The sequence below is a fragment of the Limosilactobacillus reuteri genome (genome assembly GCF_002254085.1).
GTDB classification, from domain to species: domain Bacteria; phylum Bacillota; class Bacilli; order Lactobacillales; family Lactobacillaceae; genus Limosilactobacillus; species Limosilactobacillus reuteri_K.
On sequence record NZ_NGPY01000022.1, the window covers coordinates 186,294 to 202,371 of the forward strand.

The window sequence follows — 16,078 nt, forward strand, 5'->3', positions numbered from 1 at the left end:
TAGTCGCTGCTTTTTTGCTTACGTTTATTTTAGTTATTTCAAATATTCTGCCGGATTTGCTATAAAATCGCTAATTTTAATAGTTTTTGCATCCTTAGTAGCAGCATTCTTTAATTGGAAGGTTCCTTCTTCAACTTCACGAGCGCCAAACACTGCAAAGTACTTCGCATTACGACGGAAGGCTTCTTTGATTTGCTTACCAACTTTTACCCCGCTGTAATCTTTATCAGCCACGATTCCTTGCTGACGAATTTTACTGAGGACTTCAAACGCCATTTCATCCCCTTGTTGATCTGCACTCGCAAAGAAGACATCCAATTGGTTTTGAGGAGCAAATGCAGGATTTTCTTCTTGGAGTAAGAGCGTCAACCGTTCAACACCCATTCCAAAGCCAATTCCACCTTCTTCAGGACCACCAAGTTGACTAATCAAACCATTATAGCGACCTCCTGCACAAACAGTCGTGTAGCCGCCACCAAATACTGGTGAGTCTGACATAATTTCAAAAATAGTATGGTTATAGTAATCTAGTCCCCGCACCATATTGGTATCAATTTCAAAATCAATTCCTAATTTATTTAATAAGGCCTGCACTTCGTCAAAGTAAGCTTGTGACTCTTCATCAAGGTAATCAAGGATTGATGGGGCTTCCGCAACAATCTTCTTATCACCCTCATCTTTACTATCAAGCACACGCAATGGATTCTTATATAACCGTTCTTGAGAGTCTTTACTTAATTCATCATAGTGAGGCTTCAAGTAGTTAATTAATGCTTCACGGTAATCTTCACGAACCTTCTTATCCCCAAGAGTATTAATAACTAATTTAACATTTGGCACCCCAAACTTTTTAAAGAGAGCCATTGCCATTGAAATAACTTCCACATCAATTTGTGGTGACTCATTGTTTAATGCTTCAACCCCAATTTGGTGAAATTCACGTTGCCGCCCTGATTGTGGTCGTTCATACCGGAACATTGGCCCCATGTAATAAACTTTATAAGGTTTAGGATATTCTGGCCCATAGAGCTTATTTTCTACGTAAGCCCGTACTACTCCAGCTGTTCCCTCTGGACGTAATGCAATATGCCGATCACCCTTATCATGGAAATCATACATTTCTTTTTCAACAATATCTGAAGTATCCCCCACATTTCGTGAAAAAACATGATAGTCTTCAAACATCGGTGTTCGAATTCCACGGTATCCAAACTGGTTAAAAACTTCGCGCGCATTTTGTTCTACTTTTTCCCAAATGCTTGTAGTTCCTGGTAAGATATCTGCAGTTCCCTTTGGCTTTTGATAATCCATATGTTTCCCCTTTCATTACGTATAAAAACAAAAGCCCTCTAAGACTTTAACAGCCTTAGAGGGCGATATTCATCACTGTCCCACCTCTATTTTACAGTAACCTCACAGTCACTGCCTCATGGAGTTGCGTTAACTCCTGACGATAACGGAATCACCGGAACAGACTACTAAAATTCATCCTTTCAGCTAGTAGAGGTGGATCATGCCTGCTTCCAGCTCTCAGCTCAACTGGATCTCTGTCAATTACACAGGCACTTTGTTTCTACGTCAATGCTTTTATAATATATTAGTGATTTTACCATAGCTTACAAATTTTGGGTATCATTTATCTAAATTAAGCTGTCGCTGAACTCGGTGTAAATGCCATAAATAAAGACAGATAATAATCAGAGTACCGGCCATTAGACAAAAGACTGAAATAAACAAAAATTGATAACTTCCTTTTTCAATGACAAATCCACCGTACAATGGACCAATCGCCCGTCCAACCGACATCATAATATTAAGCAGTCCTTGGTAATGCCCAGCTTCATCAACATTAGTCAGTTGCGCAATCCAAGCAGGCAGGCCAGCAAAACTGGTCATTTCACCAATTGTTAAGATTACAAAATCAATAACAAAAGCTGTCAGGGTCCGAGCAAAAATTAATAAGAGGAAGGATAAGGCAAAAATAAATATTCCCACAATAATTTGCGTCGATAACCGAACATAGGGACTTAACTTATTAACAAGTGGTTGTCCAATAATAATTAACACCCCATTTAATGTCCATAGCATACTATAGGCATAGAATGGAATCCCCATGTTTGTCATATGGACTGCCATTACACTTTCCCATAAAGAATAACTTAAATGAACCGTAATATAGTTTATGAGAATAAACCAAACTAAGATGATCCATCGCGAATGTAATTGGCGGGACCCATGATAGTGTTCTTGTATCTCTGAATTATCTTTAATTGCATCTACAGCCACATTAAATGTTAAAACTACTACTAGCATTAACAAGGCATAAAAGATTGTTGCTACAGCAAAAACTACCACTACACTAATCGGCAGAAGAACGCCAACCAGCAACGTTCCAATCACAACCCCAATATTAAAGGCCATATAAATATAATTAAAAACATAGCGGGAAGAATGATCACTAACCAACGTCCCATAAGAATTAACAATCGTGGCATTGATTCCATCACCAAAACTATTAATCGTAATTAGGACAGCATACCAGGGCCAACCATGAATAAAGATCAATAAGAATATCGCTAGCGTAGATAGACTAACTCCTAAGATGGCTGTTTGATATTGCTTCCAATGGTCAAACAACCATCCTCCTAAATAATTTCCCATCATCATGGCAATTGACATTATTAACATTACAAGGCCAGCAGTTGTCAAAGTTTGCCCAAGGTAATTATGAAGATACATAGTTGTAAGCGGCCATAAAAAAGCTGCCCCAGTGTTGTTTAACAGACTTGCAAGGGCAACCCATTTTAATTTTACTGTTTGCTGTTCCATTTTAACGTTCAGATACCATATCAGAGGAAGGTACACGTAAGAGCGTATAGGTTACCGCACTATGATTTGCTTTTAATCCTAAACCATTAATAACCGTATTTTTATACTTTACATCCATTACCGCTGCAAAAGCATGTCCTGTCTTGGCATCCTCTTTTTCTAATTGCTTTTTATCCCATGGCAAAGCACTCGCATCTAAGGTAACTATCCGTGATCCATCAGCAACTGATCCATACCGTGAATTTGTTGTGTATTTATCATTTCCAGCCCAGTACGTATATGACACAATTGGGTGCTTGCCGCTTTTACTACGGGTCGCTAAAACATAATAGAAGTCATCTGAATTATTTCCCATTTGAAGGGGATGATAAGTGATTGAAGTCTGTGTTTGGTGGTGATTATTAATATCAACTGGGCGGAAAAATGTGAGATATGCCATTCCCCCGAGCCAACATAGCGAGACAACTAATAAGATCACATAACGAATCACTAAGTTTAATTTAAATACTTTTTTTGTCTTCGCTATCAGCATTAATTGTTTAACACGGATATAATGGATTACATAACAAAAAAAGACAATTGCACATATCCACGATAACCATCCTAGCCAATTCCAACTCATAATTTTCAATACTCCATTCTCTAAATTATTTACTATGATTATCACACAAATTGATCTACTTGTCGTTAAATCTTAATAACAAACGAATAAATTTAATAAAATAACTACAAGGATAAGCTCAAACTGTGCTAAACTAATTTTTGGTAACAAACTGTGTCTTGATTTAGAATAAGAGATAAGGTTAGTATTATTTAATAATATACCTACTAAGGAGGAATGTTTTCATGGACAATTTGAGTGAGCTTGCTCAAGAATTGATTAATTTTGAGCGCGAAAATGACTTAAATGATAATGAAGTTGCTTTCGGCAGTCATTTATCTGTTGAACGAATTCACGAAATTAAATCATCCAATACCCCAGTAACTTCAGAGGAAGTCGAATTGCTTCAACGGTTCATGCAAAGTAAGTAACATAACCATTCATGCCATTGTGGCAAAATCAAAATTTAATACCTTCTAAAGCAGAACTAATAATATTTCTCTGCTCTAATCTAAAAAAGGATCTAAAAGAAAACATCACTTTCTTCTAGGTCCTTTTTCTGTTTATTGTGGTTGATAGAATTCAACTGGAATAAGTTTAGTTTCGATCTCTTCATGAGGTGTTTCTATTCGTTTCATTAAAGTTTCAATTAATTCTTGTGCCAATAATGGAATTGGTTGAATTATTGTTGGAAGGTAAGGCGCTACTTTCCGAATTAATCGTGAACCATCATAACCTGTAATGAAAAAGTCTTTATTTATTTGCTTTCCTGCCTGGTAGTAAAGATTGCTAATCGTTAATGCTTGGACATCATTAGAAGCCAGCACTCCATCATAATTACCAGGGAAAGTAGCCTCAAGATCCAAATGCTGGATAGCCAAAGGTTCAAAATCTCGTTTCTGTTTATTCAAAAAATCAAGTGCCCCTTGAATTCGATTGATGGTAGGTGAAACAGAAGTATCTTCATCCACAATTACCGCTAAGTGTTTTACATCATGTTCTACTAAATACTTCGCTGCTAGTTCACCCCCATGATAACTATCAGCTGCAACAATTGGAATATTGTCAGCAAGGTATCTATCAAAAGAAACAATGGGAGCAGTAAGTTGATGATATTCCTCTATCCCCAGATTGTGAGAACCCGAAATAATCCCATCTACTTGATTTGCCATCAACATATTTAAGTATTCATGCTCTATTTCCGGATTTTGTGCCGATGATGCAATAATTGTTTTATAACCCTTTTTAAATAATTCATGTTCAAGTTCATTTGCTAATTCTGCAAAAAATGGATTAATTAAATTAGGAAAAATCAAGCCAACGAACTTAGATGGTTTCCCCTGCATCGCCCGTGCCAAGGCATTTGGTTGATAATTCAACTCTCGCATCGCCGCATGGACCTTGTCAATCGTCTTTTGACTTAAAGAACCATAATTATTTATTACTCTTGAAACAGTAGTTACTGAGACCCCCGCTAATTGAGCAACATCTTTTAACTTAGCAACCATTCTAAAACTCCTTGATTAATTTCGTTTAAGTTATTCCATTATTATAGCTCACCACATTTGAACAATCGACGGTTACTTTTAAATATAATTTTAATCGCTAATTTTACAAAAATAGGTTTTATTACATATGTTTATTTTATCATCTATCTAAAAATATTTTTCATTTGATAAAGCATATTTTGTGAAGATGATAATTATTGATTTTATGACATTTTCTCCCCAGTTTTAAAGGATTTCACTTGCTTTTTTACCTTCAAATTAAATTGACGCTAAAGAGAATTAATGCTAGTTTATAGGTAGTTGAATCTTTAGAACTTCTTAAACTTTTTGACCTTTTTGAGATTATTTTAATTTATGAAATGATTAATAAGCCACTTTTAAGAGTAATGTTTAGGAATTTCAAATATAAATTAAGGAGTCACTGCCAATGAATCGTCAATCTAATAATGATCCATCAACCCATTTTAAGATGTACAAAAGCGGAAAAAAATGGGTCTTTGCTGGATTAACTGCTGTTACCTTATTAACTGCTAGCGGCGCTGTTGCTCATGCCGATGATGCTTCAGTTTCTTCTGCAGAACCTGCCGCTACAACTACTGCCAATACACAAAATAATACAAATAGTGCCGCTGATTCTTCTGCTGTCGCTCAAAGCACAGCAAATAGCGCTTCAGCAGAAAGTACTGCTGCCTCTAATGCCAGTCAAGCTGTCGTTAGCCAAGCCACAGCTGATTCAGCTTCAGCACAGTCTACCGAAGCTAAACAAGCTGCTCCTGCTGCTCCAAAGGCTGCTAGTGCCGTTGCTGCACCGCAAGAGAACTCCACAACGGACTTAAGTACCCTCCATTTCAGTAATAACGCTCCACAACAAGCATTTATCCAAAGTGTTGCTCCAGGTGCAATCCAAGGATGGAATGAATACAAGGTTCTCCCTTCAATTACAGTCGCCCAGGCTATCGTTGAAAGTGGTTGGGGCCGTTCAGCCTTATCAACCCAAGCCCATAACCTATTTGGAATTAAGGGTTCCTATAATGGAAATTCAGTTGTAATGCGTACGCGAGAAGTTTATGGTGGCCGGAGTGTTTACGTTAACGCCAACTTCCGGGCCTACGCTAACAACTCCGAATCAGTTACTGACCATGGTCGCTTTCTCAATGTAAATAGTCGTTACCGTAACTTACTTGGTGACACTAATTATGCATCTGTTGCAAATAAGCTTCGGCAAGACGGCTATGCTACTGATCCAAACTATGCTAGTACCTTAATTCGTTTTGTTCAAACATATAATTTAAACCAGTTAGATGCCGTTGCCCTTTCTGGTAAAGTTGTTACAAATAAGCAGACCGAAAGTGCTCAAACTCCAGAAACCAACGTAACTGTTTCTAACACCGGTTACTATACTGTTAAGGGTGGAGACACCTTATCACGCATTGCCGGACAATTTAATACGACTGTAAATAACCTCGCCGCCTTAAATGATATCCACAATGTTAACCGTATTTATATTGGTCAACGGCTCTTGGTTCGTCAACCTGCTGCTGAACAACAACAGCAACAAACAACCCCTAAGCAAACTGAAACCAATACTACCACTAACAGTAATACATATACCGTTAAAAGTGGCGATACCCTTTCAGGAATTGCGGGTAAATTTAACACCACTTATACTCAATTAGCTCAGCTCAATCATATTAGTAACCCTAATATGATTCATGTAGGTCAAGTATTAACGCTTCATCAAACTACAGCTCAAAATACTACTACTAACCATCAAGAAAGCCAGCAAAATAAACAAGTTACTACTAGTGCTAATGGCACATACACTGTTAAAAGTGGTGATACCCTTTCACAAATTGCCGCTCGTTTTAACACTACAACATCTGCATTAGCTTCAACTAACCACATTAGTAATCCTAATTTAATCGAGGTTGGCCAACAATTACGGATTAACAATAGTGCTAGTACACAAAAAACCACTTCACACTATTCCACTACTAATCATGGAAATTACGTAGTTCAAAGTGGTGACTCACTATCAAAGATTGCCGCCTACCACGGATTAAACTGGCGGTCAATCGCAGCTAAGAATAACATTCAAAGTCCATACACAATCTTTGTAGGACAACGTTTGTCACTATAGTTGATCCATTCGAAATAATTAAACAATATATAGCAAGAAGTATAATAAATTCTATACCTCTTGCTTTTTTGTTTTAAAAAAATTCTTTTCTGTTCTAGAATAAAGTTAGGCAGTTTATTGTTAATATTCACTAAATTACTATTAGGGAGTTTATAGAAAGTAAGTGATATTTATTGTGGTAGACCGTTGGACAACAGATATTCCAAATGTTAATAAAATCAGTCAATTATTTAAATTACTAGGAAATCCTAAAAGATTACAATTATTATATTTGCTGATTCAACATTCGATGAGCGTTTCAGAAATTAGTATGAAGTTGAACTGGGAACAATCGGGGGTTTCTCACCAGCTGCAACTATTGAGAAAATATAATTTAGTTCAACAACGGCGAGAAGGGAAAACCGTTATCTATCATTTAGAGGATCCGCAGGTAATGACCTTGATCGCTGATGTATTAAGTCATGCAGAAAAAATCATCTAATAATTTAGTGAATATTCTTTGGGATCCCCCCATTGAAATAAAAGAAAGGCGTTTAGAACTCATCCTAAGTCAAACTTAGACGATGACTTCTAAACGTCTTTTCGTTAGTTAATAAACTTAATTTCTAATCGTTCATTTTCCAAAACTCCTTTTACAATCAATGACTTGCCATCATAGAACTGATGCTTATCTAACCAAAACCCAAGATGTGCATGACTATAAAACTTAAAACTATACCGCATTGCATTATTCAGTTTACTAACCCGCAACACACCTTGTGAGCCATCAGAACAAGTAATATTTTGTGATTGATTATTATCATGAACATAAATTGTTGTCATTCTTCTCACCTCCGTTTTTATTATACCTCGTTTTTGGTCTACCTAAAATATTTTTTAGTAAAGTAAAAAGGGACTGTGACATAAATCAGGTTCCTTTCATAAAAGACAAATGGCGCAGTACGACAATGGCCTCCAACGCCCGGCAAAAAAACCGAACGTTGGAGGCCTATTGTTGCTTGCGGGGGCTCCCAGAGGCTAGCTTCGCGTCGAAAAACGAAGTCACGAGTGACTTCTGTCTCGCTCCCTTTTAACTAATCTGCAGCTAATGCATCAATTGGATTAAGGTTTGCCGCCCGACGTGCAGGAAGCAATGCGGCAATAAACGAAATTACAATCGCAATTACAATTGCAAAGATTACATTTCCAACAGTAATTTGCACAATATTATATTTAATCAAGCCATACAGAGCATGGTTAATAATAACTGTTACAACTGCAACAATTAGTAGTGCAAGAATTGCTGAAAACAGTCCAATAAAGACAGATTCAGAGGTAAATAAGCGACGAATATCTTTCTTTCGTTCACCGAGGGCTCGCAAAATACCGATTTCTTTTGTCCGTTCCGAAACTGACATATACATTGTCACAATGATCATTAATGCGGATACAAGTAATGAAATTCCAGCAATTGACGCAAGAACCGTGGAAGCAAGACTAACATAAGTATTAACAGTTTTAAGAATCGACCCGACTGTAATCGCTCCTAATATTCGTTTGTTATTACTACCACGAAGATTGTCGATCTTATTCGCTACTCCTTGAACATTGTCAAGATTTGTTACATTAACGGTTGCAAAATTAGCAGCCGTAGAGGCATTCGCTTTTTGAAGCAGAGCACGCATAGTGGAATAAGTAATTGAAGTTCCGGCACTCGCACCTTCTGTAATCCCTGCTACCTTGAAGTTTCCAAAAACGGGAACTGGACTATTATTGCCATCTATCCATGTAAATGAAAGACGGATAGTTTTACCAACCATTTGCTTATAATTTTTGGCACTTGATAATTGGATTGCTTGTTGCTTTGTAAGAACGATTTCACCATTCTTAGGTTTATGCCCCTGCTTGATTGAATTGCTAGTAATTGCCTTACTCCAGGTACTTAGTGAAGTTCCACTCTGCTTTTTTCCATTATAATCAAGCTGAAAGGCACTCACCATAATTCCCGGCTGGACAGACGACACATTATCAAGCTTTCGTAACCGGTCAATATTATGGTCGCTAATCGTCATTGATTGGGGATTAGCCGCCATCGTTCGTCCTAACGATGATTGAATTTGTTCCTGGGTCATCTTTTTACCAGTTGTGTTTTTAAATACGGTAATTGCCTGCGGGTTAGCAAGAGAGTTAATCTGATTTTGAATGTAACCATTTATCCCATTACCTAAACCACTAAATAAGAGTACCGCAAAAATACCAATTGCGGTTCCAAGTATAATTAACGAATTACGCCAAAAGTTATAGGTCAAATGCTTAAAAGCCGTTCGGTAGCTCGCCATCGCTGGTAGAACTCGTGGAGTAATCTCTGTGGGGTCTTCTGGAATCGGATAAGCAGGACGTAATCTTTCATCGCCGTCAATTTTTCCATCGGCTAAATGAACAATTCGCGTCCCATTATCCGCTACTTCCTGAGAGTGAGTAACGGCGATCACTAGTTTCCCATCGCGAGCAATCTCGTCTAATAATGCTAATACTTCTTTTGTATTCTGCGCATCTAAGGCCCCTGTTGGTTCATCAGCAATAATAATTTGCGGGTCACTTGCTAATGCCCGAGCAATCGCTACCCGTTGCTTTTGACCTCCTGACAAATGGTTCGGATGCTTTTTTACTTGTTCACTTAAACCAACCTTATCTAAGAGTTCCAGTGCACGCTTTCGACGTTCTTCCTTAGTCAAGGTTGTCATATCTAACGCAACCAAAACATTATCCAGTACCGTCAAGTGAGAGATTAAGTTATAGGACTGATAGATATAACCCACCGTTGCACGCCGATAGCTATCTAGTTGCTTTTCCTTTTTATGGTCAAGGAGTTTACCATTTACAAGGACTTCACCTTCAAAGTTACGATCAAGTCCCCCAATGATATTCATTAAAGTGGACTTCCCACCACCTGATTCACCAAGGATGGACACAAATTCTCCCCGATCAAACTGTAAGCTAATCCCTTTAAGAACTGGGAATTCCTCTTTGTCAAGATAATACGATTTATATATGTTTTTTAATTCTAAAAAAGCCACTGCATCCTCCCCTTTACTATTTATTTAGTCCGTTTATTATAGCAAGGTTCGTGATGAAAAAGCCTTTTACTCATAATTCTTTAACATTATTTATATTATTATTCTGAGTAATTTTCACTTAATGTCAGCTTTCCATCAGCTAACTCGTAAACATTATCTGCATATTCACGTAAACGTAAATCATGGGTTACAGCAATCACCGCTTTGTTTCTCTTTTTAGCTAGATCATGAAATAATTGCCCAACTATCTTTACTAAATTACTATCTAAGGCCGCTGTTGGCTCGTCTGCAAGAATTATCTCAGGATCAGTATAAAGTGCACGCGCAATCGCTACCCGCTGGTTTTGACCTCCTGACAACTCAGAAGGATATTGTTTGAGCAGCTTTTTTATCGCAAGCTTTTCCAATAATTCATTAAAGGCTTCCGATGAAACGTTCCCCCTCTTCTTTATGCGATCAACAAGTTTAAATTGATCCGCCACATTTAGATAGGGTAATAGGTTATAGGACTGAAGGATAAAGCCAATTTTCTGCAAGCGCAGTTCATCACGCTTTTTAGAAGATAACTTTTCAATATCAATTCCATCAATTAACACTTTTCCTGAAGTAGGTGTTTGTAAACCGCCCGCAATTGTTAAAAAGGTACTCTTTCCTGATCCAGAAGGTCCTAAAATCAAATTTAATTCTCCCGCTTTAGCAGAAAAATTAACATCTTTAAGAACATGAACACGGCTAATTCCTTCGCCATAATATTTGTTAACATCTACTAACTTCAATTTTGACATAACATTTGCCTCCCATCTTAATTCAAGGCCTGTACTGGGTCAATTTTAATAATCATTCGCACTGGTAATAATGAACCAATCATCCCAAGAACTATTAATCCTACTGCCATTAAACTAATTAGTGGCCAATTCATAATAACTGGTACCGACATTGGAATTGCCACACTCGTAAGAAGGGTTAAAAGGATTCCCCCTATTACACCACTAATCATTAGGAAAATTGATTGAGTAACCGTTGCAAGAATTAAGTGCCGCGCAGGAATTCCTTGAGCGCGCATAACTGCATAATGACTTATTTTTTGCATGGTAAGAATATATAAGAAGACCGCAATTACAATTAACGAAATTACCATTAAGAACCCAATCATAAAAGTAAAGGTATTATTTTGTGCTGAATATCCCGGTAGCTTATTAATATATTCGTTAACAGTATAGTGTTGGAGATCGGGGTAAGAACTTTTACTAAGATTATGGTCAGAAAAGAGTCCGCTAGCAACGGCCGAACTATTTAATCCTCTCAGTTCCTGCCAAACTGGCAAACTACCATATACGACGGGCGCAACACTAAATTTAGCGTCATTGACAAAACCAACAATCTTATATTTCTCATTTTGAGAATTGATTGTTACTCGATCTCCTAAATGATATCCCTTTTTGCTTAAACTCTTATCAACAACAATTTCGTTATTTCCCTCGGCTTGACGACCACTTGTAATCTTGATCTTTTCCCGGGAAATAAATTGGTCAGGATCTAAACCGATAAATTGAGCACTTTCTTTACTTGCTCCTTTTTCTTTAAGAACTACTGGTGTCTGTCCAACAAGCGCAACATTTTTTTGACCCTTACCTGCTAGTTGATCGCGAGTAATAATCGATTGTCCAAGATTATCATTACTATTCTTATTTAGAAAAACAGTTTCCGTACCCCACTCTTTAATAGCAGCATCATTTTCATTTTGCAATCCCAACATCATTCCCATTAAGAAAAACATTAAGTAACTAATCAAAACAATCATGGCAACGATTAATCCGTAATGCAGCTTTTCATGTTTTATTTCTTTTAGTGCTAAAAACATATTCTACCTCCTACTGCAATAGTGCAGTTAGTACCTTGGATAGCCGTTCAATTGCTTCACCTTGTTTATTGGGTTGAAGAAGGCAATCCTTAATTGTTTCATGACTTAAAACCATTACACTCCATTCTTGAGCACTATGAATTTTAATTCGCGGTTGCGTATTATCACGTAACAATCCCTCATTTGTTTGAAAGTGTAAACGCATAAAATCACGGTACTTACTTCCGTTGATCTCATCTACAAAAGCTTTAATCTGATTAACATAATCACTCGCAGCTAAAATGTGGTTAGCCCGGGTAATTGGTGTATGGATTTCTAAAATTGCCACTTGGTAAAGATACTGATACGCCTCCGTTAAATCTGTAAAATACTTATAAAATGCTCCTCTGGCGATTCCAGCTTGCTTTACAATCCGTGCAACTTGGGCACTTGCTAAGCTATGTTGACTAAATTCTGTTAATAGTGCATTAGTAATGAGTTCTTTTTTCTGTTGATTTAAATTTTCAAATGTTGTACTTGGCATCTTAATTCCTCCACCACATCGTGACACCGTGTCACTGTGAATATATTTTATACATTATCACTAAAGTGACACTGTGTCAATCATTGGATAAAAATTATAATACTGCTATTTCTGCAAATTTTGCGATTGTAGCGCTTTGCCTAAGGTTTGATTTAATTGCTAATTACATTCACTTGCATATGAAATAAAGCATAAAAAAGCGAGGTGAGAAATTTATCTCGCCTCGTTTTCAATAGATTTAATTTTTATCTCAATCTAGATTAAGCTTCTTCGCCGCCAACCTTAACAACAGCTTTTGAAACTTTACCTAACTTACCACTAACAAAGTCTTCCACACCATCAAGATCTAATTCATGTGAGAAGAGTGGTAGTGGGTCAACAACCCCAGAAGAAAGAAGGGCAATTGAGTCTTCAAAAGTGTAAGGATTAATGAAGGCACCTTGAATTGTAAGTTGCTTTTGGAATACATCGTAAGTGTTTACTGAGAACTTATCATCAGGGTTACCAACACCAAACATTAATACTTGAGCACCACGAGCAGCCGCTGCAAGTGCTTGTTCTTGAGTAGCTGGTAAACCAACAGCTTCAACAACGATGTCATATGCATCAGCAGGAATTTCTTCCTTAGTAGTGTTGATAGTCTTAACGCCGAAGTGCTTTCGGTTGTTTTCCAACTTTTCGTCTGAACGACCAGCTAAGGTAACTTCATGAATACCACGTGCCTTTAAGATTTGTGCAAATAATTGACCTTCAAAACCATCACCTAATACTAAAGCCTTTTGGTATGGGTGAGTTTCAAGTAAGTCAACACCGTGCATTGCACATGAGATTGGTTCAACCACGGCAGCAGCCTTTAATGAAACATCATCAGGAATTGGGTAAACAACTTTTGCGGGAGCAGTAAAGTATTCTTCAAAACCACCGTTACGAGTAACACCAACAGCATCAAGGTGTTCACATAATTCTGGGCGTTGAGTCCGGCAGTACTTACATTGACCACAGTAAATGTTAGGGTCAACAGTTACACGATCACCTGGCTTAACGTTAGTAACTTCTGAACCAACTTTTGTAACTACACCTGAGTTTTCGTGACCTAAAACAATAGGAGGAACAGCTGATGCAGATCCAGGAAGACCAGCATAGAGTGCCTTATCAGTACCACAAATACCAGCGTAGGCAGTGTGAATTAAGACTTCATCAGGCTTAATTTCAGGTTCTTTAATATCTTCAATTTCAAGTTGCTTTTTACCTGTTAAAACAAGTGCCTTCATAATCAAAATACCTCTCTTGTGAATTTAATCATTTGTCAAGTGTTAGTATAGTGTGAAAACGCCTTAATTGTCAAACGTCCAACAATTACCTCACATTCTTTTTATCATCATAAAACGTTAAACTCACTAAATATAAACTCAAACAAAAGCCGATATAAAAGGTTTTTGAAAAAAAGTAATATTTTTAAATATTTTTTTCTTCACTAAGTTTATGCTATTTTTTTGCTATTACATAAATGGTTTTACCATCATTTTTCAATTACATAATTTCACAAAGCTTCTTTTAGCCAATTTAAGTTTTATATTCAATAAATCCAATGTTTCTACATATAAAGAAGAAAATTCTAAATTTATATAGAAAATTTCTCTACATTTTTGCAAGCGCTTAACTGCTATTAGGTACGCCAAAACTTATCTCCAACCGCTCCTCAGGATCGCCCAAACGGCCGTTATAACGGCGATTTTCCATTGCAGGATATATTTTTTTATGTTACCCTAACAAAGTATTCGAACTTAGTTAATTATGATTTCCAATCTAATTAACAAAACTCAAATGAAAGGTGGATTTGGCGTGGACGACACAAAGAATCAACACCGTAAGCATAAATTAATTGAATATGCTAACGGTAAATCACTAGAGGAAATCAACGGAACAGTTGAAGTTCCTCGTGGAAAAGGCTTCTGGCGAACATTATTCGCTTACTCTGGTCCCGGTGCATTAGTTGCCGTGGGTTACATGGATCCCGGTAACTGGTCAACTTCAATTACTGGTGGACAGAGTTTCCAATATACCTTAATGACTACTATCTTGATTTCAAGTTTGATTGCGATGTTACTTCAATACATGGCGGCTAAACTCGGAATCGTGAGCCAAATGGACCTTGCTCAGGCAACACGGGCACGTACCGGTAAAGCATTAGGTATTATTTTATGGATTATGACTGAGTTGGCGATTATGGCTACGGATATCGCTGAAGTTATCGGAGCTGCTATCGCATTAAACTTACTGTTCCATATTCCGTTAATCCCATCTGTATTTATTACTGTTCTTGATGTTTTAGTACTGCTATTATTAACCAAGATCGGATTCCGGAAAATCGAAGCAATTGTTGCATGTTTGATTTTGGTAATCTTGTTTGTTTTTGCTTACCAAGTTGCTTTATCTAACCCTAACTGGGGTGGCGTATTTATGGGTCTTCTTCCATCAGCCAAAGCAATTGCTCAACATCCTGAAATCGGTGGCATCACTCCATTAACTGGTACACTAGGTATTATCGGTGCAACAGTTATGCCTCACAACCTATACCTTCATTCAGCTATTTCTCAGACTCGGAAGATCGATCATAATGATCTTGATAGTATTCGTCAAACAGTTCGCTTTACTACTTGGGATTCAAATATCCAATTATCTCTTGCGTTTATCGTTAATTCCCTCCTTTTGATCATGGGGGTTGCTGTTTTCAAGACTGGTGCTGTTCAAGATAGCTCTTTCTTCGGTCTGTATGATGCCCTAAACAATACCTCAATGCTTAGTAATCCAGTGTTAATTGCTGTTGCTAAGTCAGGTGTATTATCTACTTTATTTGCCGTTGCTTTACTTGCTTCTGGGCAAAATTCAACAATTACTGGAACATTAACTGGTCAAGTTATTATGGAAGGTTTCATTCATATGCGAATGCCTTTATGGGCACGACGGTTAGTTACTCGGATTATTTCCGTTATTCCGGTTATTGCTTGTGTTGCAATGACGAGCGGTGAAAATACTATCCAACAACATACCGCCTTGAACCTTTTAATGGAAAATTCACAGGTATTCTTAGCTTTTGCCCTTCCGTTCTCAATGTTACCATTATTAATGATGACTAACAGTGAAGTTGAAATGGGTGAATTTAAGAATAGGGGCTGGGTTAAGGTTTGTGGTTGGATTTCTGTAATTGCCCTTACCTTCTTAAACCTTTACAACCTTCCTGCAACTTACGAAGGCTTTGGTATTTGGTCAAAAGGAACATCTGACGTTCTCGCTTATACCACAATCATTGTTATTCTTGCTCTTCTTATCTGGACTTGTGTTGAACTCTATAAAGGGGACAAGCGGTTTGCTGCTGAAGGTAGAGGATTCGGCCAACGTGAAGCTCAAATGAAAGATTCAGTTGTAGAAGATTAATCGAGTAGGAGATAATTGATTATTTCAATTATCGACCTCTCACACCACCGTACGTACGGTTCCGTATACGGCGGTTCGACAACTTAATCACATTGAATTGACTGGAGCGTCTTGGACATATTCAT

14 protein-coding genes are annotated in these 16,078 nt (G+C 37.4%); 4 read left to right on the plus strand and 10 right to left on the minus strand.

Features of this window, described 5'->3' with window-relative positions:
• Positions 1–33: 33 nt before the first annotated feature.
• The 3 genes from hisS to CBG10_RS05960 all read right to left on the minus strand — a co-directional run bounded on the left by hisS (position 34) and on the right by CBG10_RS05960 (position 3,451).
• A complete protein-coding gene (hisS, locus tag CBG10_RS05950; protein ID WP_094511995.1) occupies positions 34–1,311 on the minus strand; it encodes a histidine--tRNA ligase in 1,278 nt (425 codons plus the stop codon).
• 321 nt (positions 1,312–1,632) lie between these two features.
• Entirely contained in the window at positions 1,633–2,829 is a 1,197-nt protein-coding gene (locus CBG10_RS05955; protein ID WP_094511996.1) for an MDR family MFS transporter, read from the minus strand.
• A 1-nt stretch (position 2,830) separates the two neighbouring features.
• Positions 2,831–3,451 (minus strand): LVIS_2131 family protein, encoded by a 621-nt coding sequence (locus tag CBG10_RS05960; RefSeq protein ID WP_094501425.1) that lies wholly within the window; start codon positions 3,449–3,451, stop codon positions 2,831–2,833.
• Between the two features lie 224 nt (positions 3,452–3,675).
• Here CBG10_RS05960 and CBG10_RS05965 point away from each other — a divergent pair, with 224 nt between their 5' ends.
• Positions 3,676–3,861, plus strand: coding sequence for an LBP_cg2779 family protein (locus CBG10_RS05965; protein ID WP_003665077.1), 186 nt, complete (start codon positions 3,676–3,678; stop codon positions 3,859–3,861).
• Between the two features lie 132 nt (positions 3,862–3,993).
• Here the strand turns inward: CBG10_RS05965 and CBG10_RS05970 are convergent, their stop codons facing one another.
• The gene (locus CBG10_RS05970; protein ID WP_094509182.1) at positions 3,994–4,938 is read right to left on the minus strand and encodes a LacI family DNA-binding transcriptional regulator; all 945 of its coding nucleotides are present in this window, start codon (positions 4,936–4,938) and stop codon (positions 3,994–3,996) included.
• Between the two features lie 427 nt (positions 4,939–5,365).
• On the opposite strand from CBG10_RS05970, the gene CBG10_RS05975 reads away from it, so the two are divergent.
• Together CBG10_RS05975 and CBG10_RS05980 are read left to right on the plus strand one after the other, a co-directional pair.
• Positions 5,366–7,078: a LysM peptidoglycan-binding domain-containing protein gene (locus CBG10_RS05975; protein ID WP_094511997.1), complete on the plus strand. Its 1,713-nt coding sequence runs from the start codon at positions 5,366–5,368 to the stop codon at positions 7,076–7,078.
• A 163-nt stretch (positions 7,079–7,241) separates the two neighbouring features.
• Positions 7,242–7,559, plus strand: coding sequence for an ArsR/SmtB family transcription factor (locus tag CBG10_RS05980; RefSeq protein ID WP_003665080.1), 318 nt, complete (start codon positions 7,242–7,244; stop codon positions 7,557–7,559).
• Between the two features lie 104 nt (positions 7,560–7,663).
• Here the strand turns inward: CBG10_RS05980 and CBG10_RS05985 are convergent, their stop codons facing one another.
• From CBG10_RS05985 to CBG10_RS06010, 6 genes are all read right to left on the minus strand, one after another.
• Positions 7,664–7,900: a hypothetical protein gene (locus tag CBG10_RS05985; RefSeq protein WP_065867209.1), complete on the minus strand. Its 237-nt coding sequence runs from the start codon at positions 7,898–7,900 to the stop codon at positions 7,664–7,666.
• A 251-nt stretch (positions 7,901–8,151) separates the two neighbouring features.
• Positions 8,152–10,134 (minus strand): ABC transporter ATP-binding protein/permease, encoded by a 1,983-nt coding sequence (locus CBG10_RS05990; protein WP_094511999.1) that lies wholly within the window; start codon positions 10,132–10,134, stop codon positions 8,152–8,154.
• 98 nt (positions 10,135–10,232) lie between these two features.
• A complete protein-coding gene (locus CBG10_RS05995) occupies positions 10,233–10,919 on the minus strand; it encodes an ABC transporter ATP-binding protein (protein WP_019251908.1) in 687 nt (228 codons plus the stop codon).
• A 17-nt stretch (positions 10,920–10,936) separates the two neighbouring features.
• Positions 10,937–11,995, minus strand: a complete 1,059-nt coding sequence (locus CBG10_RS06000) for an ABC transporter permease (RefSeq protein ID WP_094512000.1) — start codon at positions 11,993–11,995, stop codon at positions 10,937–10,939.
• A gap of 10 nt (positions 11,996–12,005) precedes the next feature.
• On the minus strand, positions 12,006–12,518 hold the full coding sequence (locus tag CBG10_RS06005) for a TetR/AcrR family transcriptional regulator (protein WP_094503823.1): 513 nt from the start codon (positions 12,516–12,518) through the stop codon (positions 12,006–12,008).
• Positions 12,519–12,778: 260 nt separating this feature from the next.
• Positions 12,779–13,789 (minus strand): zinc-dependent alcohol dehydrogenase family protein, encoded by a 1,011-nt coding sequence (locus CBG10_RS06010; RefSeq protein WP_003665087.1) that lies wholly within the window; start codon positions 13,787–13,789, stop codon positions 12,779–12,781.
• A gap of 523 nt (positions 13,790–14,312) precedes the next feature.
• Here CBG10_RS06010 and CBG10_RS06015 point away from each other — a divergent pair.
• Complete coding sequence (locus CBG10_RS06015; RefSeq protein WP_179225400.1) at positions 14,313–15,953, plus strand: Nramp family divalent metal transporter; 1,641 nt, start codon at positions 14,313–14,315, stop codon at positions 15,951–15,953.
• The last annotated feature ends 125 nt before the right edge of the window (positions 15,954–16,078 follow it).